Raw genomic sequence first — 25,897 nt, 5'->3', positions numbered from 1 at the left:
AAATTAATCTTCTCCTAGAGACCAAGAAAGTTCTATATTAGATGATGCTGGTGATACCCTTACATATCCTTGCATCTCTTGATGTAATGCCGAACAAAAATCGGTACAATAGAAAGGCCAGACTCCTACTTGCTTAGGCTCCCAAACAAAAGTTTCTGTTTGTCCGGGCATTATTAACAGCTCAGAAGTATTGGCTCCGATCATACTCACTCCATGTGGTACATCATAATCTTGTTCTAAATTTGTGACATGAAAATAGACCTTATCTCCTACTTTAATCCCTTCTATATTATCTGGAGTAAAATGACTCCTAATCATAGTCATATATACGTGTACTTCTTTTCCGTCACGTTCTACTCTTACATTTTCATTATTTTTAACAGCATACTTATGTTCGTTTTCTTCTAATTTATAGATCTTTTTAGAACGAGGTTTTATTAGATCTGCAGCAATACCGGCAGCATAATGTGGCTCTCCAATAGTTGGAAAATCTAATAGTAGTTCCATTTTTTCGCCTGTGATATCATATAATTGTGCTGATTGTGTAACTTCTGGTCCGGTTGGTAGATAACGGTCTTTGGTTATCTTGTTCATCGCCAGTACATATTTCCCAAATGGTTTTCTAGAGTTTCCTCCCGGAATCATCAAGTGACCTACAGAATAGTATGTAGGTTTTCTGTCTACTACTTCCCAACTTCCTAGTTTCCATTTTACTACTTCGGAAGAAATAAAGAAAGTGGTATATCCGTTTCCTTTACCATCAAATTCGGTATGTAATGGTCCCAGGCCAGCTTGAGAAACAACACCTGCCAGCGCATCTTCAAATTTAATAATCGGAATTCCGTATGCATCACCATCAAACTGTTTATTTTCGATAGCCTTAATCATCTTACTAAACGAGTGCACTGTAAGGTCGGCCGAAAGTTTACCATTACCCACGATATATTCTCCCGATGGGTCTACATCACAACCATGTGGTGATTTTGGTGTTGGTAAAAAGTATACCAGCCCCGGACATTCTGCAGGATCTAATACTTTTACCTCTTTTTTCATTGTAGAGGTAGCCGTGTGTGTTTTCTCATCATATACATTATGTGCATAATTAGCCGGCATTGTTTTAAATTTTCCTTGTTTAATATATTCTTCTGCTTTTTTCCAATTGATCGCAGCAATGAAATCTTTATCATTTTGAGATGCATTTACTTCTAGTAAAGAATTTGCTTCTTCTGTATTATATGTAGTAAAAAAGAACCAACCATGTGAAGTTCCTCTACCTGGATGCGCTAGATCATAATTAAAACCTGGCAGTAAAATCTGAAAAGCCATTTCCATGTTTCCATGATCAGGATCTACACTAATAAAAGATACAGCTCCTTTAAATTTTCCTTTGTATTCTTTGATAGCAATATCTTCTTGTGGCACGGGCACAGAAAAACGAGTTCCTGCTACCACATACTCTGTATTTTCTGTTACAAAAGAAGAACTATGATTACCGGCACTATTAGGCACTTCAATTATTTCTGTAGTCTCGAAAGTGCTTAGATCAATTTTTGCAATTCTTGGAGTATTGTTTCCGTTAATAAAAACCCACCGTCCATCGACTTCTCCATTGGTTTGTGATATATCAGGGTGGTGAGCATCATCCCAAGGAACAAAACCATAAGAGGTATTGAGCATTGGCTTTGTTTCTTCATTATAGCCCCAGGCTTTTTCTGCGTCCTGCGAAAAAACAGGAATTACTTTAAATAATCTTCCTGACGGAAGCCCATATACTGATAATTGTCCGCTAAATCCTCCTGAGACGAATGCATAAAACTCGTCATGCTCTCCGGGGGCTACGTAGACTTTTTCTGCCGCATTAGAGCCCAAAGCTCCATCCGTTATTTTTTTATCTTTATTAACATCGGCACAACTACTTATCATCAAGCTAAGTATTGCTGTTATAAAGAGTATTTTAGATATTTGTTTCATCTGGTTTATATTTATTGTTGTAGAGGTCAAATCTGTGCTGATCCAGATCAGTTTTTATTTATTTATTAATTAGATGGAGGAAGTAATACTTTATCGATAACATGTACTATTCCGTTACCAGCAGGAATACTTGCTATAATTTTGGCTTCTCCGATAAAAACATCACTTTCGTCTTTAGTTACTTTTACATCGACACCATTGGATTGGCCTAGTTTCTTAAATTTTTTCAGAAAATCTTTTGAATAATTACCAGGGGTTACATGGTATTTTAGAATATTCGCTAACGCATCTTTATTTTCTGGTTTCAAAAGATTTTCTACTGTTCCGGCTGGTAATGCATCAAACGCTTCATTAGTAGGAGCGAATACCATTAAGGGTCCTGCATTTACTAAGGCATTTTCTAAACCAGCAGCCTGAACAGCTGCTACCAATGTAGTATGATCTTTAGAACCAATAGCAATATTAAGTACATTAGGCGTCGCTTCATCATCCTGGATAAATGCTTGTCCTTGTTTCTCTGCAGTTTCTGTAACTGCGTTTTTGGTAGTTGAATCTACTTGTTCTTTCTTTGTTTCAGTTTTGCAACTTAGCAGGAAAGTAAAGCATAGTAAAATCAAAAAAGTTACTTTAGTTGTTTTCATGCGTTTATATTGATTATGTTAAATGGTCAGACGAGTATTGATATAGATCAATGGGGTCACATAGCTCCTGATTTTCATCGGGACAAGTAGTTCGTTTCGTTATTTCTACCTATTAAACAATAGTTTCTTTTAAAATATCTCTAAGACATTTTCTTATTGTATGGCTGTCATCTACACTTGGTTTATTACTTTTATTTCAGTGTCCTGAAGTACTCTAAAATAGCTCTGGCTTCTTCCTCTTTTAAGCTTTGATTAGCCATAGGAGAACCATTATGTTCTTTTAATAGCTCTTGAGCCAATGGATCTTCTTTAATCATTTTTTCAGGATCCAGAATCATATTCATCACCCATTCTGGGGTTCTTCTTTTTAAAATGTCAACAGGAGCTGGTCCTATAAACTTCTTATGAGTTTTATGACAAGCAGTACATTTTGTTTTGAAGAGCTCGGCTCCTTGAGCAGCCATTTTTTCATCGATGGTGGCATCTAACACCAAACTCTTGATTGGCCCTACTCCCTTATTTGTAAGATCAACTTTTTTTGATGCAGGAACGCCGGTAGAAACAGGTTTGGTTTCTTTTTTTTGAGTTGTTGTACTTTTTCCTATTTTAATTTGTTCTTCCTTTTTTTCTTCTTTTCCTCCGCAACTTATCAATAAAGTAACAGCAAATAAGAGTATCAATTTGTCTAGTCTAATCATTTTAATAGATTTAAGATTATTGTTCAAAAATTCATTTCTTAAGAGAAATATTATTTTGATTATATAAGACAAAATTAGGTATGGGACGGGGACATAAATATGATAAAAGTCATATTTTCGGACAAATTAGTCTTTTATTTTTTTGTTTTCAGAAAATTCTTAAATAGAAAAGGGGTAAAAGACTATATTATCGTTTAATTAATGCGCGCCAACTCAATAATTTTATCCACGGTTTCCTTATTGTTTACTCCTAACCCTTCTTGTTGATGTACTAGCTCTCCACCCTGATCAAAAACACTTATGATATTAGAGTGTGAAAAATCCATTGGTGATATTTTTTTATAATTAACAGCTAGAACTGCTGCAAATTCTCTGGTATCTGATTTTGTACCTCTAAGAAACAGCCATTGATCGGATTCCATTTCATTCTCAATAGAGAATTTTTTAAGCCTCTCGGGGGTATCCGTCTCTGGGTCAATGCTTACTAATAAGAGTTTAACATTCTCTTTTTTAGATTCTGGAATTTGAGCTTCTATATCTCTCATATCGGCAACCAATCTCGGGCAGGCTGCTTTACAGGAGGTGTAAATCATTACCATTACAAGAACATCTCCTTTTAGTTCTTTGAGTTCTATTTTTTTATTATCCTGCGTGGTCCAGATAGCGGGTAAATTGTAGATCGAAAGTTCAGAAATAGAAGTACTGTGTTCTTTGGATGTGGATTCTGACACAGCTACTTCTTCTTGTTTTTTTTCTTTATTACAAGAGCCCAACAAAATAACTGCTCCTAATAATAAAATTTTTATGATATTCATTTTAATCATATTTGATGATTTAACATACATTATGTACTTGAGTTTTATCTTATGAGTCTAAGGAGTTATATCAATATCTTTTACGCAACGAAATCCTAGGTTCTTTACTGCATAATTTGCTTTCATACTACCTCTAAAAGCATAACGCATAAACGCTGCATAGTTCATTAAATCTGAAGCTCCAACTGCTGCACTGCCACAAAACAGATTACTATCTTTATCTACATCTTTTCTAGATTCTCCCGATATCAGTACAGAATTAAAATCCAGTGTCCATTCCCACACCAATCCATGTAAATCATATATACCCCAGTAATTTTTAAAAGTAGAGCCTATACTATTGTTAAAAGATTTAGGGGTTTCATACCATTCTAAAATATATTGATTATAGGTTTCTTTTTTTCTTGCATCTATGGTCTTATCATCTGCCATTGCGGCATATTCCCACTCATCAATAGTTGGTAGTCTTTTTCCCTGACACTCACAATATTTTTTGGCAGCAAACCAAGAAACACCTGTTATAGGAGAATTAGGTTTCAAATGATCACTTAGCGTATTATCATCTTTCCAAAGCACCAGGTAATTCTTATCTGCAAACAAACGCTTTACGTGACTACGTTTCCATTGTGGATATTTCTTAACAAATGCTAAAAACTCACTATTTGATACAGGATAAACATCCATTAAAAAGTCATTGACTTTTACAGCTGTAGAATCAACTCCATATAAAGGAATATAAACCCCTCCTTTAACAGTAACCATATTTTCTGTTTGTGCTATAACACTATTTAATGTACATACTATACACATAGCAAAAAAGAAAACTATTTTTAAAGGAGAGGTTGTCATTTATTCTAATTTTTAATGTGCGTTTCTTCTACTAGCAACTATTGAAGGTGTAACTTCTTTTTTCGAATTTCCCCAACTGTTATATATATAAGTAAGCACATTGGCCACTTCTTCATCGGTTAAATCCTGTTTAGTCATCACACTATTATATTTTACACCATTTACAGTTATTTCACCTGTTTTTCCATGTAAAATAATATCGATTGCGCGATTTAGATCTGCATTTAGATAATCTGATTTAGCCAGAGGTGGAAAAGCATTAGGGATTCCTTGTCCTTCGGCTTGATGACATGCAAAACAAGTTCTCATATAGGTGGCTTTACCGAACTCCATTTTTTCTTGAAGTGATTTTGCCGTTTCTTCGGTTTGTACAACATCCTTATCAACAGGCATTTCCTGGATTCCACTTCCTTCGGGTTGGTACACTCCTTCTTCCTCTTTACCCGAATAGATTTTCTTGTTCTCTTCGCCTTGTACTTTGAGCATTCCTAAAGCACCTTTATTAAAGGCTCTAAAAATAGAGTGATCCACTAAAATGAAGGTTCCCGGGACATCAACTTTAAATTCTACAATAGCTGCACCCCCTGCAGGAACCAGAGTAGTTTGCACATTGGTATTAATAAGATCACCACCTTCTACCCTAACGACATCAAAAATTTCACCGATAACATGAAAAGATGATACAAGATTTGGTCCCCCGTTACCAACATATAACCTAACAGTTTCTCCAACATTTGCTGTAATAGCATTATCACCTGTTAACGAGCCAACTTTTCCATTAAAAACCACATAATCTGCATCTTCATCAACAGCTTTTTTCATATCAAAAGGCTGTAATCCTCTATCTCCGTTTTCTCCTTTGGTATAAAAATCTCCTTGCATTACATAATATTCTTTATCTACCGGAGGAAGGCCTTCTTCGGGCTCAACAAGTATTAACCCATACATCCCATTAGCGATGTGCATTCCTACTGGAGCTGTTGCACAGTGGTATACATATAAGCCTGGGTTTAGCACTTTAAAAGAAAACTGAGCTTCGTGTCCAGGAGCTACAAAAGAAGAAGTTGCACCACCCCCTGGGCCCGTTACGGCGTGTAAGTCTATATTATGAGGTAATTTATTATCCGGATGATTTTTTAAGTGAAACTCTACTTCATCTCCTATTTTGGTCCTTATAAAACTTCCAGGTACCGAACCTCCAAATGTCCAATATACATATTTTACACCATCTGCCATCTCTCCTTCTTCTTCTAAGACCTCCATATTTACTATGAGTTTCTTCGCTTTTCTTCTTCCTGTAGGTCCAGGAACATTAGGAGGTGAAGTTAATTCTGCAATCATTTCCTGACTTACAGGAATACCTTCTGGTCCCAGGTAATTCTTTTCCTCTGCTTCCTTATTTTGTGAGCAGGCAGATAGGATCATTAATAAAATGCCTATAAACAATCCTGTACTAGATAACAATACAAATGGTTTTTTTGATTTCATATTCTTACTATTTTACTTTTAATAAAAGACTTTTTTGTCTTTTATTTTGTAAAAATAAGAATTACTACAGCACATGAAATATGATAAATATCATATTTTCGCACTAATTAATCTTTTGTTAAAATCTAAGTGTAAAAGTTTTGCAATTATTTAATTCGGATATTTTTATCCTAATTAAATAATTGCTAATTTTGCAGTGTAATCAATTTTTGAATAGAATGTTTTCGAAAGCCTGCGAATACGGAATTAAAGCTGCTATTTTTATTGCCTTAAAATCTTATCAAGGAGAGCGAGTAAGTCTCAAAGATATTGCAGCCAAAATTAATTCTCCAGAAGCATTTACTGCAAAGATTCTTCAAAAACTAGCTAAAAACAATATAGTTAATTCTGTAAAAGGTGCCGCTGGCGGTTTCGAAATAGAAAAACATAAAATAGCATCTATACAACTTGCAGAAATTGTTGATGCCATAGATGGGGATAGTATTTATATTGGCTGTGGTCTGGGTCTTAATAAATGCTCAGAAGATCATCCATGCCCTGTTCATCATAAATTCGCTGCAGTAAGAGAAGAATTAAAGAAAATGTTGGAATCTACCAATCTCGAAGAATTAGCTCTTGGGATCAAATCTGGAGCTTCATATTTAAGAACCTAAAAAAATTTATTATTAAATAGGATAAAATTGTCCGAATTAAAATTTTAACTACTATCTCATGAAAAAAGAAAAAAAATTATGGCTGGGACTTGCAGCAGTATTACTAATCTCCTTTAGCGTATTAGGGTATTACGGTTACGAGATTTATCAAAAAGCACCTCCAATACCCGACAAAATTATTTCGCCCAGTGGCGATATTATTTTTACTAATTCTCAGATTAAAGATGGGCAAAACATTTGGCAAAGTATTGGTGGGCAAGAAATAGGATCAGTTTGGGGACATGGTGCTTATGTCGCTCCAGATTGGACCGCAGACTGGCTTCATCGAGAGGCACTATTTATCTTAGATATTTACGCACAAAGAGATTTTAATACAAACTATAAGCTCATAAATGCAGAGCAACAAGCTGCTTTAAAGGTACGATTACAAAAAGACCTACGAGCTAATACGTACAATGAAACAAATAAATCGATCACTATTTCAGAAGAAAGGATCAGGGCAATACAGCATTTAAGTAATTACTATAAAGGTTTGTTTACCGATGATCCCAAATTTGATCAATTACGATCAGACTATGCTATCCCAAAAAATACTATTAAAAGTGAAGAACGAATGCAAAAAATGAATGCATTTTTCTTTTGGGCAACCTGGGCAACAGTTACACAAAGACCAGACGAGAATATTTCTTATACTCATAACTGGCCGGCAGAAGAATTAGTAGGTAATGTGCCTACCAAAAGTCTATTTACCTGGTCGGGAGTGAGTATTGTTCTTTTGATCATGTCTATCGGAATAATGGTATTTTATCATGTGAAATCGGGAGAAGATGAACATATTCCTGCTCCTGTAGAAGATCCTCTATTAAGACAAGGAATAACTCCTTCTATGTGCCTGGTAAAAAAATATTTTTGGGTAGTAAGCCTTCTTATGGTTGTGCAAATGTTGTTAGGTATTGTTACTGCACATTATGGCGTAGAAGGAGATGGTTTTTATGGCATTCCTTTGGATCAGATTCTCCCCTATTCGGTTACTCGTAGCTGGCATACTCAATTAGCTATCTTTTGGATAGCTACAGCGTGGTTAGCAACAGGATTGTATATTGCTCCCTCAATATCTGGTAAAGATCCAAAATTTCAGGTATTTGGTGTTAATTTTCTATTTATTGCTCTTTTAATTATTGTAGCAGGTTCGATGTTTGGGCAATGGCTTGGGGTAATGCAAAAACTAAATCTCGTAGAAAACTTTTGGTTTGGTCATCAGGGGTATGAATATGTTGATCTGGGTCGGTTTTGGCAAATTTTTCTACTTATAGGGTTATTTTTATGGTTAGCCTTAATGGCCAGACCACTATTGCCTGTATTGAAGAAAAAAACCGAAGAAAAAAATCTCATTATCATGTTTTTGATATCCTGTATTGCTATAGCTATGTTCTATGGAGCAGGACTTATGTGGGGTAGACAAACCAATCTGGCAATAGCCGAATATTGGAGATGGTGGGTTGTACATCTATGGGTAGAAGGCTTTTTTGAGGTTTTTGCTACTGTGGTTATCGCCTTTTTATTTGTACGATTAGGACTTCTAAAAACAAAAACTGCAATACACAATGTATTGTTTGCTACTATAATATTTTTATCTGGTGGAATTTTAGGAACTTTTCATCATATTTATTTTTCAGGAACACCTACTGCTGTAATGGCTTTGGGTGCTACATTTAGTGCACTAGAAATCGTACCCCTTACGCTTATTGGTTACGAAGCATATCACAATTACAAATTGTCTAAAGCAACACGTTGGCTTAAAGATTATAAGTGGCCCATATATTTTATGGTTGCTGTAGCCTTTTGGAATTTTCTCGGGGCAGGTATTTTTGGTTTTATCATCAACCCACCGATTGCATTATATTATGTACAGGGATTAAATACTACACCTCTTCATAGTCATACTGCTTTATATGGAGTATACGGAACCTTAGGAATCGGGTTAATGTTATTTGTTCTAAGAAGCCTTTATAGAGATATACGCTGGAATGAAAAATTATTAAAAATCTCCTTTTGGTCTTTAAATATTGGATTATTAGCGATGGCACTATTAAGCTTATTACCTATGGGTGTATGGCAAGCACTTGAAAGTATAGAACATGGAATGTGGTATGCTCGCTCTGCCGAATTTATGCAACATCCGGGAATGATCATCCTAAAATGGTTACGATCTATAGGAGATATCATTTTTGCAATTGGTATGGTAACCATTTGTTGGTTTGTATTTGATTTAACATTAAAAAATAAAACAATCTTAAATAAATAAATTATGGATAAATTAATAAAAACTAAGGTAGGGCAATTCGTTGCAAAAGATTATCGAACTGCTGCTGTTTTTTCAAAATATGGAATTGATTTTTGCTGTAGAGGAGACAGAACATTAGAAGAGGTTTGCAACAAAAACAAGATTGAAGTTGAATCTCTTCTGGAGAACTTAAATGATGTTTTAACTCAAAAAGATGATATTGTTATTGATTATCAATCCTGGCCACTTGATCTATTAGCAGATTATATAGAAAAGAAACATCACCGTTATGTAGAGGAAAAAATACCAATACTACGTCAATATTTAGAAAAACTCTGCAAAGTACATGGAGGGCGTCATCCAGAATTGTTAGAAATTCATACTTTATTTAGTGAAGCCTCTGGTGAACTTGCGCAACATATGAAAAAAGAAGAAATTATACTGTTTCCTTTTGTTAGAAAAATGACAAAAAGTCTAGAACAGGAGCATAACGTGCAACGACCACATTTTGGAACTGTAGAAAACCCTATCTCGATGATGATGCAGGAACATGATAACGAAGGAGTACGGTTTCGAAAAATTTCAGGGTTATCAAATCATTATACCCCTCCCGAAGATGCTTGCAATACCTATAATGTTACTTTTTCAATGTTAGAGGAATTTGAAAAGGACTTACATTTACATATCCATCTAGAAAATAATATTTTATTTCCAAAAGCAATAGAAATGGAAAAGAGGATTGTAGAAGGGTCAAAGCCTTCTATTGAAGATTAATATCATTTAAAAAACTTCCGAAAAACGTTTTTTCGGAAGTTTTTTATAAATAATCAAGAGCTATTTAATCAAAATCTTTTTCTAACGTAAGTAAATCTTCAACTATATTCACAAGATCATCAATAATAGCTTCTCCTTTATTTTTATTATACCAAACTTGTAGAGATTTTTTAAAAGTGTCATCTATTTTTCCATTTTCCTTTTTGTAAGCCAGAACCATATTAGTAGCTACTTGTGATCTTGGGCCCCATGTATTTAAAACATTACCGCTATTATCTACTATCACTAGTCTAGGTATAGAGCGTGTTCCGTTTGTCAAAAAAAGATCCATAAACTCAGGATTATCATCCCGTAATAAAATTTTCAAATCAATTGCAGGTGAAGCTTCTGCTATTTTATTTAAGACAGGAATGGTTTGTGCTCCATCTGCACACCAACTTTCTATAAGAACAAGCCAGGTTTGTTTTTCTTTCATATCTCGAAAAACTTGTTTGGATGGCTCTGGTATGACAAGAGTCTTATCAAGCCTTCGCATTCTACTTGCATTTAATTTGGTAAAGTCTATACGTTGTTGAGTTTGTTCTGTTCCCGTTGTAGCTTCTTCTATAACAAGGCGATTTACCAATTCAACATATGTTATATAAGAAATTCCTTTGGCTATACTTTCTTTAATTATTTCATTTATCATATCATACTATATTAGGGGATTCTGTATTTCTGTAATTTCTGGAAAAGCACTATTATCTATATTAAAATACCCTCCTTTATTTTCTTTTCTTTCTAAAGATTGTCCAATAATTAAGTGCGCAATATTAATCATGTTTCGTAATTCACATAATGCCGTATTTATCTTCGAATCTTTATATAATTCTTCTACTTCTCTATACATTAAATCCAAATGTTCTTTAGCTTTTATCAAACGATGATTACTACGTACAATACCTACATAATCTCTCATTAAAGCTTGTAGTTGCCTGGTATTATGTTTTATAATGATATGTTCTTTATTGACATGGGTTCCCTGATCATTCCAATCAGGAATAGCTAGTGAATCAGATTGTATAGGATTAGAACAAAGGTATTGGTAGCTGTTATGCGCATACACTAAAGCTTCTAGCAAAGAGTTTGAAGCTAATCTATTGGCTCCATGCAAACCTGTTCTCGAACATTCTCCGCAGGCAAATAAATTTTGAATAGAGGTCATACCATTTTTATCAACTTCAATACCACCACATAAATAATGAGATGCCGGAACCACTGGAATCCAATCTTTTTCTATGTTAATATGATTGGCTATGCATTTTTTATAAATCGTAGGAAAATGTTTTTTAAAATCCTCTATCTCAAGATGAGTACAGTCTAAATACACATAGGAATCTCCGGATTTTTTAAGTTCATTATCAATACTTTTCGAAACAATATCTCGAGAAGCAAGTTCTCCTCTTTCATCATAATCTAACATAAATCTATGTCCATTCTTATTTCTCAGATATGCACCAAAACCTCTTACCGCTTCAGAAATTAGGAAAGATTGCCCATCTTTCTTCTCGTATAATGCCGTTGGATGAAACTGAACAAATTCCATATCTTTAATTCTTGCCTTTGCTCTGTATGCCATCGCAATGCCATCACCTGTTGCTATAACCGGATTAGTAGTATGACCATATATTTTGCCAATGCCTCCTGTTGCTAATAATGTTACTGTAGCTTTTATCGTTTTTTTTTCTCCTGTTTTTTGATTCAAAACATAAGCTCCATAGCAAGAAATATTTTCGTGATCTTGTATTTGTAATTGGTGTTCTGTGATCAGATCGATCGCAAAATGATGACTCAATATGTTAACATTTGGCAATTGATGAATACGAGCTAGTAATGCTGTTTCTATTTCGCGACCTGTAATATCTTTATGGTGAACAATACGATATTCAGAATGCCCTCCTTCTTTACCAAGGTCTAAATTCCCATTATAATCTAAATCAAAATTAGCACCCCATTGTATTAGATCGTTAAGTCTTTTGGGGCCTTCTTTAACGACCATTTTAACTACTTCAGGATTGCATAAACCATCACCGGCAATCAAAGTATCTTGTATATGTTTTTGAAAAGAGTCTTCTTCGGTATCTAATACAACAGCTACACCTCCCTGGGCATATTTTGTATTAGATTCGTCATCATCTGCCTTTGTGACTATACAAACTTTTTTATCTTTAAATTTTTCTGCTATTTTAACTGCAAAAGTTAATCCAGCTGCACCTGATCCAATTACTAAATAATCTACCGATATCATTATTCTTTTATTTGGAAAGTTCTAACATTCGAACAATTGGAGTTAATGCTTTTTGCCTTATATGTTCTGCTACATTTATTTCGGGAGTTTCATTAAGTAGGCAATCATACAATTTCTGAAGTGTATTTACCTTCATATAACTACACTCACTACAAGCACAAGTATTATCTTCTTCGGTCGGAGCCGGAATCAAGATTGTATCTGGTACTTCCTTTTTCATTTCATGTAAAATACCTGCCTCTGTAGCTACTATAAATTTCTCTTTTGGATGTTCTTTTACATAGTTTATCATTCCGGCAGTAGAACCTATATACTTTGCAGTTTTCAAAATATGCTCTTCAGATTCTGGATGTGCTATAATTACCGACCCTGGATGGTCTTGATATAAATCCAATAGTTTATCAATACAGAATGCTTCGTGTACTATACAACTACCATCCCAAAGCAACATATCTCTGCCGGTTTGTTGTATGATGTATTTACCCAGGTTCTTATCCGGAGCAAAAATAATAGGGACATCCTTTGGTACCGATTCTACAATTTTAAGGGCATTAGAAGAGGTACAAACCAAATCGCTCATTGCTTTAATTTCTGCCGAACAATTGATATAGGTAATCACAGTATGATCAGGATGTGATGCTACAAAAGAACCAAATGCATCTGGGGGGCACGAATCTGCCAAAGAGCATCCGGCTGTTAAATCCGGCAAAACTACTTTTTTTGTTGGGTTAAGAATTTTTGCAGTTTCTGCCATAAAGTGCACACCTGCAAAAACAATAATATCTGCATCAATTTCTGCTGCTTTTTGAGATAATCCCAAACTATCCCCAACATAATCAGCAACTTCCTGTATTTCTGGTCGTTGATAATAATGTGCAAGGATTACAGCATTTTTATCTTTCTTTACTTTACTTATTTTTTCTTTTAACTCCACTTTTACTATAGTATTCATTACACTGCGAAAAATAGAGGTCTTTATATCTGAATACTATGATAAAAATCATAATTAAAGATAAAAAAGTCTTTTTTTATAAAATTTAGTACTCTAAGCGCTTAGCATTTATCTTTTCATATAAAAAAGGCCACTCTTTCGAATGGCCTGTCATCTGTTCTTTTTTATTGTTTTTTAATTGTCATATGGAATTCACCATTGAACATCCCGGCTGGTATTCACTCTATTGTTATGGCTCATTTCATAAAAAGAAAAAAGAACGTTAAAATTCAATTTCAAAAAATAAACTGCTTTCAAGGTTATCTGTGGTGACATCCTCTCCTTTCAGCACTTCTTGAGATTCGTTTAATAGTTTTAAGTTAATTTTCCAATATCCTGTCATGGTTAAAGATAGTTTTCCTTTGTACATTTTTGATGCAGCATCATAACTCAAATTCTCATTGTTTGGTGAGCTGTGATTTCCCATACTTGGCATACGAGGATCTATTGTGATTTTATAGTTTTCTACTACAGGAAAAGTCATCATATTTTCCATTTTAAAAAGCATAGCAGTAAAATCATTTACTGCTACTTTTGGTTCTGTTGGTGCAGTCATAGTCAAAACATAACGAGCGCCATCACTTCCCATAAATGTGCTTATTTTTTGTTTACCATCTGCAGGAGATATTACATCTATAGTTTTTTTGGCTGTAAATTCCTCTCCATTAATTGTATAGGCAATGGTAATATCCCAATATTCATTTGCGTTTCCGGGCATTTGAAAAACCATGAACCCTTTAGAAACAGTCTTATCTTCGGTTACAGTCAAAGTAGATTTTGGGCAAGAATGTTCCATTTGTGTCATATGCATCATAGGCATCCAAGAAATTTCGGATTGAGAGACATAGCTTTTTGTTGCTATATCTTTAATACGTATGTATACCTCATTATATCCAATGCTAAAATCGTTCTTTTTAGAATACAGTTCTATAGAATGATTGTTAGCATCAAAAGAGGTTACCAGGTTAAATCCCTCCATAGGATTTGCTATAATTTCATCATCATCATCAGAGCTACATGAGACAAAAATGGTCGAAAGTATAATTGCTGTAAAAATTAATTTTATGATTTTCATTTGTTTATTTTTAATGGTATGTTTTTTTAATTGATTTTATATGAAAATGTGATAAAGAAGTTACGTCCCATTCGGGGAACATTTTTCCAATCTGTATAGGTTGAATAATATTTATCAAAAATATTTTCTACTCCGGCTTTGGCATATACTAAATCATTAGCCAGATAAAAGGTCTTACCAAGGGTTAGAGAAAAAACGACATAATCTAATGTTTTATCTTCGCCAAATTCTGGAGAAAAATTCACTTGTTTTCCAGCTCCTTTCATTGTAATTGATCCAGAAAAACTATTCTTACTATATCGAATTCCTGATTGATAGGACACTGGGCTTATAAAAGGTAAATTGCGATCGGTATCATCTTTTCCCTGATGATAGGATACTGAACCCGACCAAGTAAGTTCTGGCAGGATTTTATATTCTGTGTTTAAAGACACATTAATCAAATCAGCATACTCCAAATTTTCATATATTTTCACTCCATCTGCACCAATAGTCATTGTACTTAGCGATGTATTTACCTCGCCAATAATGTAATTAGGCATTCGAAAAATATTTCCTTCCAGAGCAATGTTTAATTTGGCTTTCTCTAAAGAGATTTTAGCATTAGCTTCAATAGCTTGTTCATTTTTTAAGTTAGGATCACCTATATAATCATGATTATCGAAACTATTAAAAAGATAAAACCCATATCCTTCTGATACTGATGGTGCCCGTTCTCCATAGGATAATCCTGCATTGATATGAATAGGATCTAAATGTTTATGGTACTGAACAGAAACACTTTTAAGAGCCCTTGTTTTAGATTCTTTCATCTCTGGATAAAAAATTCTAAGGCTATTAAGTCCAAAATCATCAGCCACATTATTGTTTTGTACAGCTAATCTCGCAGATAGTTTTAAAGAACTTTTTTTAAAACTAATTTTATCTTCAGCATATAATCCCGTGTTCCAGGTTCGTACATCAGGCCAGGTAAGCATGAACATTGAATTCTCATTGGGGTTATTGGGGTACATTGTCATTTCTGCAAGAGAGGTATTGTAAAACCCATCCCATTTCATCAAAAAGTGTTGTTTTTTGGTTTTCAAATTCACTTCAGAGAAAAATCCATATGTATCACTCCATCCCGGCATATCCATTCGAATAGGCACATCTGGTCTTTTAGAATCATCCATCACATGAGTAACTTTATTAAAGTACACTTTGGACTTCCAATCACTAAATACCCCAATAGTAGTTTGCTCAAAACCAACGGATGCGATCAGTGCACGTGCCAAAGAAACATCCATAGGTAGTGCAGGATAACCTACGTCTCGTGCTTCATCATAAATTGTAGTTGCCGTAATCGCCTTATTTTTATCAATTTTATATCCTGCATTAACAGAAATATTATACTTTGTGTATTGAGAAAAATTGATTTCTTCTCCATTTCCCGCAGTATAGTTTTCTGCTTTGCGATAAATAATATCTCCATCTACATAAAAATCAGAATCTGAATAATTAGCTTCTGCTCCTAAAACCACCAATTGATTATTAGTTTCAAAACCATCTTCTAAACTTGCTTTGAATCCTGTTTCTCTAAAATTACTTTTATCCAACTCTAAATCTATTGCGCCTCCTATACAGTTTCCGTATTCTGACCCTTGTTGTCCCGAGGCGACATGAGCTTTAGAAAGATTAGACACATCTACATAAGAGGTAATAGGATCCATTTTATCTGTACACGCACCAAAAATTCGCATCCCATCTATAGTAACAGAAAGCCTTTCTGATGTCATATTATTAAGTGCAGGCTCCCAAGCATAGGCTCCTCTTTTTATCATACCAACCTTTTGTGAAAGCTCTAAATATTCGTCTAAAGACGATAATGGTTTAGGTTGTTTTTGATAATCCAGTTCTCTTTTGGCAGATATCAAAATTACTTCCTCCAAATCGATGGGCATAATGGTATCTGGTTCTTTATTTAGGATTTCTTCCTGGGCATTAATCCAACAGGGGGTAATTTGAAAAATCAGGATATACCATAGCATATTTACCCTTTTAAACGGTGCCCTCAAAATCCTATACAAAAAGGTCACACCAATATTGGTTTTCATTAGAATATATTTTAGAAATAATTCAACATATAAATAAGTTTGTGTACACGAGGTTGAGGTATACTATACCTTTATAACCTATACACTCATAGAACTCATGTAAGCTTTTACTTTTTGCTGCAAATTTTTCTTATTCACCTTAATTTTTACTTTTTTTCATAACCTAGCTATAGCTATGTTCCTCAAAAAAGCTTCATTATGCAAAAAGTCCAAATGTGTTCATATTGAATTACCCAAACTCTGGTGGTGGAGAGATATCTGTAATAAGTAATTTGGAAATTATTTCTTGTGTAGTTTTATAATTGTTCTCAACTGTGTTTTCTGGTTCATTTTTTAAATCGAAATCAAGTAATAGTTGAAAAAAAACAATATGTTGGATCTCATTCTTAGATTTTTTGTCTTTGAATGGGTTATTTTCTGAATTGGATTCTTTGGCTAATTGTTTTTTTAGGTAACATTTACCATCACATTTTAATCTGGGTCTATCTTTATTTATACAGAGGTTTTTTACGATATAATCATAATTCATGATATACTCTCCGACTGGCCAAAGAGGCTTAACGAGCATAAGGAGAGCAACGAATAAGATTACCGTACTTTTCATGCGGCAAATATAGCCCTTATTACAGCTAGAAAAATATGATAAAAGTCACAAAAAAGACAAAACGATCTTTTTTATTATATTTGATCTAAAAAAAGAGCTATTATGCTATCTAATGCTTGTAAATACGCTATAAGAGCAATACTTTATCTAGCCATACATTCTGATGAAACGACTAAAATAGGGGTGAAAAAAATTGCTGAAGAATTAGAAACTCCTCAACCTTTTTTGGCCAAATTATTAAGACAATTAACTTCTAATAAACTAGTTTCTTCTACTAAAGGTCCTGGAGGCGGTTTTTTTCTGGATAAAAACAATAAAGAGAAATCGATTTGGGATGTTATCTGTTGCATTGATGGTACTCATAAATTTGACAAGTGTTTTCTGGGACTATCAAAATGCAGTGATAAAAACCCTTGTCCTGTGCATTCTACAGTATCACCTTTTAAGAAAAAAATATTAAATGAATTTAGGGATAAAACGATTTCTAAACTTGTTGAAGAAATTGAAGTAGAAGGAACTGTAATTTCTTTAAAAGGGTTTGACCTGAAATAACAGTTTTATTTGAATTTTATTTACAAATCATCAATTTCTGAGTTTATTTCATTTAAAGTCACTTTGCTATTATCTAAATCATTTAAAATTTGAGACTTAGAACTTTCAAAGGCTATTTTTATACTGCCAAAAATGTTTTCATAATAAGAAACTCCTTCTTTTAGATTTTTAACAAATACTGACAAGTATTTTTTCTGCTTATTATTTATAGAATGCCTTGTTTCTTCAAGCTTATCTTTTAAATAATCGATATAAATGTTCAGTTCTTTTATGAACATGTTAGGTCGATCTGCTCGCACAACCTCATCAGATTCTCCATAAATGTGACTTGTTATTTCTTTTAAACTCATAATTTTAGAGAAATAGGCCATATTGGGCCCAGGGCATATCGAAACTCCTTCTCCCTCAACTTTGGTATCTAAGTTATATTTCAGTAATGCAGAAGTTCCCAAACCAACACAAGTACATGATTTTTGTATAATTTGATCAAATTCCCTTTGATAATCTTCTCGAGAAAGTTCCTTTTTATCCAGTTCTTTGATTTTTATATGTTGATATTGACGTGATGCCGTACATATTCCTTTTTCGGTAAATTCTTTGTTTAGTGCTACATATTTTTTAGGACAAGAACTCCCAGGCCTATTCTTTTCTACTAAAGAAAGCTTTTCCTGATCTTTTGTATTTCCTTTAAGACTATTAAATGGTATTCCTAAAGGAGAGATATCGCTTAAATATAAATCATCTTCTTTAGCTTTTACCAATTTGTCTAATGTATTATTATCGACAGTTGTTGCCTCTGGTACTAAAAGAAACGGAGTTCCCCATCCTACAGAATCTACCTTATAATGCTCTAATAAAAACTGGTGTTCTTCTGCTGTACCTACTCCACCCTGGGCAGTGATTTTAACTGGCAAAGGAGATTGAGGAACATGTCGGTTTTTACGAGACAATACCTCAGCTATAATTTTATGAATTTCAGAAATTAATTCTTCTTTCTGATCTCTAAACTGAGCTAATATTGGTCCCAAAAGATATCCATCTGTTGCAAATGCATGTCCTCCGCAATTAAGCCCAGATTCGATTCTATATTCTGAAACCCACAATCCTTTTTTTGCCAAAAATTTCCCTTGTATCAGCGCTGACCTATAATCACTTACTTTTAAAACTATTTTCTTTTTTATTTCTCCGTTCTCGTTTGGATAAAAATCTTCAAACTCTTCCATATAACTATACAATCTGGGGTTCATTCCTGCAGAAAGTATTACTGATGAAGATAAATCACTATTGGCATATCCTCTAAGTGCTGCATGAGCATCATTGTACTTAGAAGATAGTTTCTCTTTTTTTTGATAGTTCTCTTTATCAACTTTGGTCATGATATTTACATCAATACTACCCATTGATAAATTTGTTTCTATTAAATCTTTGATCCCATTAAAATCATGGGATGTAAGATTCTTAAATCGTTGTTTTAATGCTGAAGTATCGGGTAAAATATTGAAATATTGTTTTAATTCATTACTACATTCTGTTGTAATATTTTTAAGTTGATTAAACTTTCTTTCTGCAAGATCATTCATCAAATTAAGATAAGAAGTAATTCTCTTAGCTCTAAAATCTTCTATACTTTCTGTGATTTCATTGTATGGAATTTCGAACGTATCACAATACATCTTTCTTAGTTTTTCTAAAAGAATATCATCGACCAATGAAATAACAGAATCTATTCCCAGGTGAGAAACTTTTAGTGGAGTATCAATAGTAAAGCCTATTCCCATTACAGGAATGTGAAATGAATGTAGTTTCATTATAACGAATTAAGTTTTGTATTGGTTACTTCATATGTCTTGGAATCATAGCATCACGCTACCAATAATAGTATTAAACCTATACATATGTATCTGTCAAAAATCACGAATGGAATCAGAACTAAATATGACAATTATCATGTTTTAATAACTTCTAAGTTTTGAGCATGACCATCAATTTCATATTCTGGTTGGTTTTCTGTTAAAATCTCAATTCTCTTATTTACCAAATCGGGTTTTGCACGTTGCATATGATAATGCCTTAATTGATGTTCGTTCTGCCTGCCCGAACTAAAGTTTGATACCCGTTTTAAGTATCCTATTACTCTTGTAGCATGATCTACATTATGAGAATTGCATTCATTGCATATAAACAATGTGCGCTTGTCTATATGTGAACATTTATTACATATTGTAATTCTTATATTAAAACAGAAATAGTTACATCCTGCGGCAGCTGTTGCATGAATTAGTTTTATAAATCCGTCTTTGTTAGGAGTTTCTTCAAGGTTAAGATGAAGTGCAGAACCGCCATCCAGATATTGTATAATCTCTTTACCGTGTAACATTATTTTATCCAGAGAATTTACTTTATTATCTTCGACTGCATAGAAATATGAGTTATAACAATCTCTAGGTACAAATAATCCATCTTCTTTGTCCCATTTTGCATTTTTTATCCCCAGATTTTCAGCAGGAACAAACTCTGTGTTAAACATATATCCATATTTTTCTTTTGCTGCTCTATTTTCTTGATAAATTGCTTTTAGATAGCTATTCACAAAATTCTTATACAAAGAGTTATTGCTTGCTTCGATTCCCTGGCTCTCGGCGGCCTCTACCATACCATTAATCCCTACTGTTAAAAATTGTTTATCTAATGCTATAAAACCTGCTTGATAAACAGGCAGTAATCCTGCTTCATTATATTCGTCTATAAGTTTTCTGTAGGCAACCTGATATTTATGAATTTTTTGAACTTCTTCAACAATATTGGCTTTTTTTTGAATCAACCGATTCATATTAAGAGTGATTACATTTATAGACCCTGTCGCTACTCCACCAGCACCTAAAGAATAACTAAAAGTATTATCACTAATTTCATTTCGTAGACGACAACAGGATGCTAAGCTATCTGCATTTTCGGATTGGTAGATAAAAAACGAATTTCCTTCACTTAATTCTTGTGCACACATTTCGGTAAATTCTCTATCGACAGGAACGTTATTTTTTACAAGCATTGCTGCAGTAACCACGGGAAAAGTAAGTACGGCTCTTTTTCGTTCTTTATTAAACCATTTCATGAAGAATTCTTGTAGTTTTTTTACGCTTTCCCATTTTGGTTTGGTCATATCGGGAAATACAAAATCGCCAAACATGCTATTAAAATAGGCTTCATCATATAGAGAAATATTCCAAAACACAGATTGGTATCCTCTTGCAGCGGCGGGTTGATTAATCGCATAGACCACATGTTGTAAATGATTTGCAATACGTTTTTCGTGGGTTTGTAAATAATCTTCTCCAAGATCTTTAACTGCAAAATGATCAAAATACATCAAAAACTCTACAGTAGCCAATGCCCCGGCAAACTGAGAACTTACTGCAAAGACAAGGTTAACAAACTCACCACAATAACTCTCCAGATGTTTTGGAGCTTTGCTTTCGCCTCCTAATTTTGTGAGTCCGTCTAATAAGAATGGATACATACTTATAGAAACACAATATGGTTTTAATGAAGTCTCATCGTGCACATAAATTTCATGGGATTCTATCTGTCTAGAATATTCTTCGGCTAGATCATCGCTAAACAGAGCAGCTATTTTTTGTTTTACCAGGGCTCTATTTACTTGTATATTGATATCTTTATTTAACTCTGCCTCCATGGTTGCAATGTTTTTTGAAGTTACATTGGCATTAGCATCTACTTTGGAACCATCTGCAGCATTTGTAGAATCCAAATAATGGTTTATGAAATCAATTTTATTTGCTATTTGATCATCTGAAAGTCGTATCATGAGTTTTTTAATTTTTAATAAATAAGTAATTAAGTCGTTTATTGGTTTTTACTTCTATAAATTCTTGATTAGTGGTTTCACTATCTAATCCTCCCAGAGACTGGTTCCACCTTCCGATTTTAATCCAGGTTAATTGATCTAAAATCTTATCATCTACTTCTTCTAACCCTGTATAAAGACAGGTTCTATACCCTTTGGCTTTGGCATATTTCAGATAATTTATCAATTCCTTTTTGTGCCATTCTCCCCCCATAAAAACAACACAGGTCGCAAATCCAGAATATCGGTCGAGTATACCTTCATATTTTTTTTTAGTTAATTTTTCTCCACTCCCCTTTTTCCATAAAAAAGGAGAATGACATCCTTTACATCTTAACGGACATCCGGAAATACTAAAACATATGCTTATCTCTCCTGGCACTTCCTGAAGCACAATATGAAAATCATAAAAATTCATAATTACAGTATTAAAAGACCTTTTTATCTTTTATAAAAATAAGAATAGAAATTCCTCTTTTTAAATTAATAGAAATGAGTTATTAAAAATGTTATTAACAAGAAGAAAATTTATGTTTCTAATGAAGATAAATAATCAGAAATCGAAGGTTTGTATGACCTTGAAGAGATAAGTTCCTCATTGTTTTTTAGCTTTAACAGATACTCATTATTGCTGGTATACTTACAAGATTTTATATATATTTTATTGACAATTAGAGAACGATGAATCCTTAAAAACTGAAATGTATCTAAGCTATCAAATAAAGCATTCATTGTTATTCTGTGCAGATACCTTTTGTCTTGCATAATAATTTGCACGTAATTACCATCACTTTTAAAATAGATGATATCATCTATCCTAATAACTACATCTCTACCTTTTTCATGGATTATAATCTCATTTAAGAAATCAGAAGATTTAGACTCATAATTACTGATCAGTTTTTTTATTTTGTCTTCTAGGTTTGATGCTTTTTTTCTTTTTTTAAGTTCAAAAACCCGATCTAAAGTAACATGCAATCGTTCTTCATCAAAAGGTTTTAAAAGATAATCAACGGCATTTATCTCGAAAGCCTTTAATGCATAAGTATCATATGCTGTAGTAAATATCACATAAGGTTTATGTTGTAATCGAGAAATAACATTAAAACCATTCATATCTGGCATTTGTATATCTAAAAAGATTAAATCGGGTTCTTTTAAAGTAATTTTTTCTATTGCCTCATTTCCATTTCTACACTCTCCAACCAATGTAATATCTTCAAAATTTTCTAACAACTTAATTAAACGCTGTCTGGCTAAATATTCATCATCTATAATCATGTATCGTAATCTCATAACTATGTAATAATTGGTATTGTGATTCTTGCGACATATAATTCTTTAGTTTGAAAATATGACGTAAACACAAAACGATTTTGATAAAACTGCTGTAATCTTTTTCTAATATTCACTAAGCCAACCCCTGTACCTAATGGTTTCTCTATAGTACTTTTAGAATTATACGTATTTGTAATTTCTAAAATCAAAGCATTTTCCTGTAGCGTTTTACAATGTTCTTGCTTAATTGTAATTACTATTTCTCCATCATCAATCGTTGGCATTATCCCGTATTTCACAGCATTTTCTACTAAAGGCTGAAAAATCATATTCGGAATTTTCACATCCAAAGTATCATCAGAAATATCATAATCTATGGTTACTCTGTCTTGATAACGAACTTGTTCTAAATCCAAATAATTTTTAATGAAATTTAATTCATCGGCTACCATTACCATTTGTTCTGCATCATATTCTAATACATTACGTAGTAAACCACCCAGCTTGCTTAGCATTTTCTGTGCATTTTTGGTATCAATATCTATCATTGCAGCAATAGAATGTAAAGTGTTAAACAAAAAATGTGGTTGCAATTGCATTCGTAATGCATTTAACTGTGCCGCAATTAATTCTTTTTGATTTCGTATATATTTTTTTTGATAATCCAACGCTAAAAAAGAAGCAATAATCACAAGCAATTCTATAAAACTTGAGAAACTTCCCACGACAAGTACAGTTACACTATTACGCCCAAAAAAAGATTTCATATAACCATTATTAAGGTAATTTATAAAATCATCTATTCGTGAGCTCAAAATTTGATGAAAAATAGCCAATACAATACAACCAGTTGTAAACATTAAAATCTTATATAGAACAGTTGTACTATTATCTTGTAGCATTTTTACCAGAGAATATACAAGCGGTGTCAAAACTACCCAAAGTAAATATGAAATACTTATTTTTAGAGAAATCAATATCCAACTAAATGGATAGTTAAATTGATTAACCAAATGATTTGTATAGGCTTTTAAAATAAAAAATATGCTAACAGCTAATGCTGTTAAAACTATATTTTTTATAGATATAGGAAGATTTTTATAATTTAAAAAATGAAACGCCAAGATTAAAAACTATACATTTGTTATTAGAAATTCCTTTTAAAAGTAGTTATATATTATTATAAAAATTTGTTTAATAGAAATTACCGCTTTATGAAATTAAAAGTTTTCTTTTTTTTATGTTCTTTCTTAATACTATTTCATAGCTGCAAGAATGAAAAAAATGCTTCGGCAAATTCTAACTCAAAAGATATTAGTGAATTAACCTATATAGAAATTTACCATTTACTATACGACAACAATAATGGTGGTTTTGATGCACATGGTGATTTGTATGGTCAAGAAGCTATTTCTTTTTTAAAAATTGAAAAGGAAGCAAACAAATGTGGTGATGCTATTTATCTATTAAATACTACTGATCGAACTATTGATTTAGCTGTAAAAGCAACATTTAATTTTCCTGGTAATCCCACAAATGAAATGGTAAGAGCTTATACTATAAAGCCAGCAGACAAAATCTCGATTGGATATTCTAAATTATGCTATGCCAATAAAGAATATGATATCAAAAAAGATATTATTTCTGCCGGCTACACTAGATAACACTATCATCAACCAATCTCTAGCAAATTGGATTTTTTAGGATCTAATTATTTCCCTTGTAATTCTTTAATAAATTGATCATTACTATCCTTTACAAATTTTGGAGGATTTAATGTATTCGACTTTTTAAACATTTTAAGTGCTTCTTTGTTTTTACCTTTAGCTTTATATGCCTCACCCAAACTATTATATACATTTGCATCCTTAGGGTTTCGTTTTACATTTAATTCGAAATAAGATATAGCTTTATCCAATTGCTTATTTGTCATAAGTAAATATCCTAATCCATTTAATTGATTATTATTTGCCATGTCTACAGCTTCATCCAAAAGGGGCATAGCTTCTTTTATTTTTCCTTGTTGAAACAGAATATTAGCTTTTAAACTTAAATTTTGAAACATTTTCTGCACTCCAATAGATTCATTTATCCACTGTAATGCCAATTCTGGTTCATGGTTTACTCTTGTAAGATATTGAGCTGCCTGGAACTTACCTTTCCACCCGAAACCAAATTGCCCTCTCAATTCGTCTTTTAGATTATCGGTAACCAATACTGGTGTATCTGCACTAACATTAAATGGGATTTGTTTATTTTCCCAACTTAGAGAAAATTCAGCTTGTTTAGTATCTAACTTAGTTGCACTATAATTTAGCACATCATGAAATGCATTGTCCCTCATTACTACATCTACTCGTAAAACATCTTCATCTGGAGTATACCAAAAGCTTCCCCAAGAGCTCGTATTTTTAGAAAAAATCACTGTAGCATTTTTCTCATCATTAATGATCATATGTAAACCATACGTTCCGGTTTTTAAATCTTTACCTTCTACTTTAACATCTGTACTAAAGGTAATAATCGTGTTCTCATCAGCTCCTGCTCTCCATGGGATTTCTCCTTTACCAGCAAAATTTATTTTTTGCAATCCAAAAGGTATTAGTTGTCCCCAAATTTTACCTGTTCTGTCTCCTCTTACTACTTTTACTTTTGGTGCTCCATACTCAATAGTAACTTTCGTTATACCAAAAGTTTGACTAAACTCGGCTCTTGGACTTCGCTTAGGAGTGGTTACCACAGCCTGTGCATAACTATAAGTTGTCAATAGTAAAACAGCGACAAACCATAGATTAATTTTTAATGTTTTCATGTTGATAGATTTACCGTTTAACATTTTAAATATGATTTTATAATTTATTTACGGATGTAAAATTATCACAGGAATATGTCCTTAGAAAGAAGATTGTGACAGACCGTTAACTTTGTGATAATTTGCTTTATACAGCATAAAAAAATGATCCAAATTAACCAACCATC

23 protein-coding genes are annotated in these 25,897 nt (G+C 33.0%); 5 read left to right on the top strand and 18 right to left on the bottom strand.

Annotated elements, in window-relative coordinates; translation table 11 throughout:
* Positions 1-3: 3 nt before the first annotated feature.
* From nosZ to nirK, 6 genes are all read right to left on the bottom strand, one after another.
* Positions 4-1,971 (bottom strand): Sec-dependent nitrous-oxide reductase, encoded by a 1,968-nt coding sequence (nosZ, locus tag Z053_RS0120315; RefSeq protein ID WP_025666807.1) that lies wholly within the window; start codon positions 1,969-1,971, stop codon positions 4-6.
* A gap of 65 nt (positions 1,972-2,036) precedes the next feature.
* Positions 2,037-2,612 (bottom strand): fasciclin domain-containing protein, encoded by a 576-nt coding sequence (locus tag Z053_RS0120310; RefSeq protein WP_025666806.1) that lies wholly within the window; start codon positions 2,610-2,612, stop codon positions 2,037-2,039.
* A 191-nt stretch (positions 2,613-2,803) separates the two neighbouring features.
* Positions 2,804-3,310, bottom strand: a complete 507-nt coding sequence (locus tag Z053_RS0120305; RefSeq protein ID WP_025666805.1) for a c-type cytochrome — start codon at positions 3,308-3,310, stop codon at positions 2,804-2,806.
* Positions 3,311-3,504: 194 nt separating this feature from the next.
* Positions 3,505-4,125, bottom strand: coding sequence for an SCO family protein (locus Z053_RS0120300; protein ID WP_035096493.1), 621 nt, complete (start codon positions 4,123-4,125; stop codon positions 3,505-3,507).
* Between the two features lie 57 nt (positions 4,126-4,182).
* Positions 4,183-4,974 carry a formylglycine-generating enzyme family protein gene (locus Z053_RS0120295; RefSeq protein ID WP_025666803.1) on the bottom strand — a complete coding sequence of 264 codons (792 nt, stop codon included), beginning with the start codon at positions 4,972-4,974 and terminating at the stop codon, positions 4,183-4,185.
* Positions 4,975-4,986: 12 nt separating this feature from the next.
* Positions 4,987-6,462, bottom strand: a complete 1,476-nt coding sequence (gene nirK, locus Z053_RS0120290) for a copper-containing nitrite reductase (RefSeq protein ID WP_025666802.1) — start codon at positions 6,460-6,462, stop codon at positions 4,987-4,989.
* A gap of 218 nt (positions 6,463-6,680) precedes the next feature.
* Here nirK and Z053_RS0120285 point away from each other — a divergent pair, with 218 nt between their 5' ends.
* The 3 genes from Z053_RS0120285 to ric are packed head-to-tail and all read left to right on the top strand — an operon-like array spanning position 6,681 to position 10,173.
* A complete protein-coding gene (locus tag Z053_RS0120285; RefSeq protein WP_025666801.1) occupies positions 6,681-7,115 on the top strand; it encodes an RrF2 family transcriptional regulator in 435 nt (144 codons plus the stop codon).
* Positions 7,116-7,173: 58 nt separating this feature from the next.
* A complete protein-coding gene (locus Z053_RS0120280; protein ID WP_025666800.1) occupies positions 7,174-9,420 on the top strand; it encodes a nitric-oxide reductase large subunit in 2,247 nt (748 codons plus the stop codon).
* 3 nt (positions 9,421-9,423) lie between these two features.
* Positions 9,424-10,173: an iron-sulfur cluster repair di-iron protein gene (gene ric / locus Z053_RS0120275; protein ID WP_025666799.1), complete on the top strand. Its 750-nt coding sequence runs from the start codon at positions 9,424-9,426 to the stop codon at positions 10,171-10,173.
* A gap of 64 nt (positions 10,174-10,237) precedes the next feature.
* Here ric and Z053_RS0120270 read toward each other — a convergent pair whose 3' ends face one another.
* The 6 genes from Z053_RS0120270 to Z053_RS30410 form a co-directional block, all read right to left on the bottom strand.
* Positions 10,238-10,861, bottom strand: coding sequence for a thioredoxin family protein (locus Z053_RS0120270; RefSeq protein ID WP_231389275.1), 624 nt, complete (start codon positions 10,859-10,861; stop codon positions 10,238-10,240).
* Positions 10,862-10,867: 6 nt separating this feature from the next.
* Positions 10,868-12,460: an L-aspartate oxidase gene (nadB, locus tag Z053_RS0120265; protein ID WP_025666797.1), complete on the bottom strand. Its 1,593-nt coding sequence runs from the start codon at positions 12,458-12,460 to the stop codon at positions 10,868-10,870.
* 7 nt (positions 12,461-12,467) lie between these two features.
* A complete protein-coding gene (nadA, locus tag Z053_RS0120260) occupies positions 12,468-13,412 on the bottom strand; it encodes a quinolinate synthase NadA (RefSeq protein ID WP_035096481.1) in 945 nt (314 codons plus the stop codon).
* Between the two features lie 262 nt (positions 13,413-13,674).
* The gene (locus tag Z053_RS0120255) at positions 13,675-14,526 is read right to left on the bottom strand and encodes a hypothetical protein (RefSeq protein ID WP_025666795.1); all 852 of its coding nucleotides are present in this window, start codon (positions 14,524-14,526) and stop codon (positions 13,675-13,677) included.
* 26 nt (positions 14,527-14,552) lie between these two features.
* The gene (locus Z053_RS0120250) at positions 14,553-16,619 is read right to left on the bottom strand and encodes a TonB-copper family protein (RefSeq protein WP_152538355.1); all 2,067 of its coding nucleotides are present in this window, start codon (positions 16,617-16,619) and stop codon (positions 14,553-14,555) included.
* 229 nt (positions 16,620-16,848) lie between these two features.
* The gene (locus Z053_RS30410) at positions 16,849-17,223 is read right to left on the bottom strand and encodes a hypothetical protein (protein WP_051476105.1); all 375 of its coding nucleotides are present in this window, start codon (positions 17,221-17,223) and stop codon (positions 16,849-16,851) included.
* Positions 17,224-17,325: 102 nt separating this feature from the next.
* Between Z053_RS30410 and Z053_RS0120240 the strand changes: the two genes are divergently transcribed.
* A complete protein-coding gene (locus Z053_RS0120240) occupies positions 17,326-17,775 on the top strand; it encodes an RrF2 family transcriptional regulator (protein ID WP_025666792.1) in 450 nt (149 codons plus the stop codon).
* 20 nt (positions 17,776-17,795) lie between these two features.
* On the opposite strand, the gene Z053_RS0120235 is transcribed toward Z053_RS0120240, so the two are convergent.
* The 5 genes from Z053_RS0120235 to Z053_RS30405 all read right to left on the bottom strand — a co-directional run bounded on the left by Z053_RS0120235 (position 17,796) and on the right by Z053_RS30405 (position 23,685).
* A complete protein-coding gene (locus tag Z053_RS0120235; RefSeq protein ID WP_025666791.1) occupies positions 17,796-19,583 on the bottom strand; it encodes a hypothetical protein in 1,788 nt (595 codons plus the stop codon).
* Positions 19,584-19,720: 137 nt separating this feature from the next.
* Entirely contained in the window at positions 19,721-21,601 is a 1,881-nt protein-coding gene (gene nrdD / locus Z053_RS0120230) for an anaerobic ribonucleoside-triphosphate reductase (protein WP_025666790.1), read from the bottom strand.
* A gap of 7 nt (positions 21,602-21,608) precedes the next feature.
* Positions 21,609-22,058: an anaerobic ribonucleoside-triphosphate reductase activating protein gene (gene nrdG / locus Z053_RS0120225; protein ID WP_035096480.1), complete on the bottom strand. Its 450-nt coding sequence runs from the start codon at positions 22,056-22,058 to the stop codon at positions 21,609-21,611.
* Positions 22,059-22,168: 110 nt separating this feature from the next.
* Positions 22,169-22,936: a LytR/AlgR family response regulator transcription factor gene (locus tag Z053_RS0120220; protein ID WP_025666788.1), complete on the bottom strand. Its 768-nt coding sequence runs from the start codon at positions 22,934-22,936 to the stop codon at positions 22,169-22,171.
* Positions 22,937-22,938: 2 nt separating this feature from the next.
* A complete protein-coding gene (locus Z053_RS30405; RefSeq protein WP_160170129.1) occupies positions 22,939-23,685 on the bottom strand; it encodes a sensor histidine kinase in 747 nt (248 codons plus the stop codon).
* A gap of 447 nt (positions 23,686-24,132) precedes the next feature.
* On the opposite strand from Z053_RS30405, the gene Z053_RS0120210 reads away from it, so the two are divergent.
* Positions 24,133-24,582 (top strand): hypothetical protein, encoded by a 450-nt coding sequence (locus tag Z053_RS0120210; RefSeq protein WP_025666786.1) that lies wholly within the window; start codon positions 24,133-24,135, stop codon positions 24,580-24,582.
* A gap of 47 nt (positions 24,583-24,629) precedes the next feature.
* Here the strand turns inward: Z053_RS0120210 and Z053_RS0120205 are convergent, their stop codons facing one another.
* Positions 24,630-25,730 (bottom strand): DUF2911 domain-containing protein, encoded by a 1,101-nt coding sequence (locus tag Z053_RS0120205; RefSeq protein ID WP_035096478.1) that lies wholly within the window; start codon positions 25,728-25,730, stop codon positions 24,630-24,632.
* Between the last annotated feature and the right edge of the window lie 167 nt (positions 25,731-25,897).

Origin of the sequence: Aquimarina megaterium XH134 (assembly GCF_000520975.1) — a bacterium.
Taxonomy (GTDB): Bacteria; Bacteroidota; Bacteroidia; order Flavobacteriales; family Flavobacteriaceae; genus Aquimarina; species Aquimarina megaterium.
Note: the sequence above shows the minus strand (reverse complement) of the source record. Positions and strands in the feature narration are given on the sequence as shown.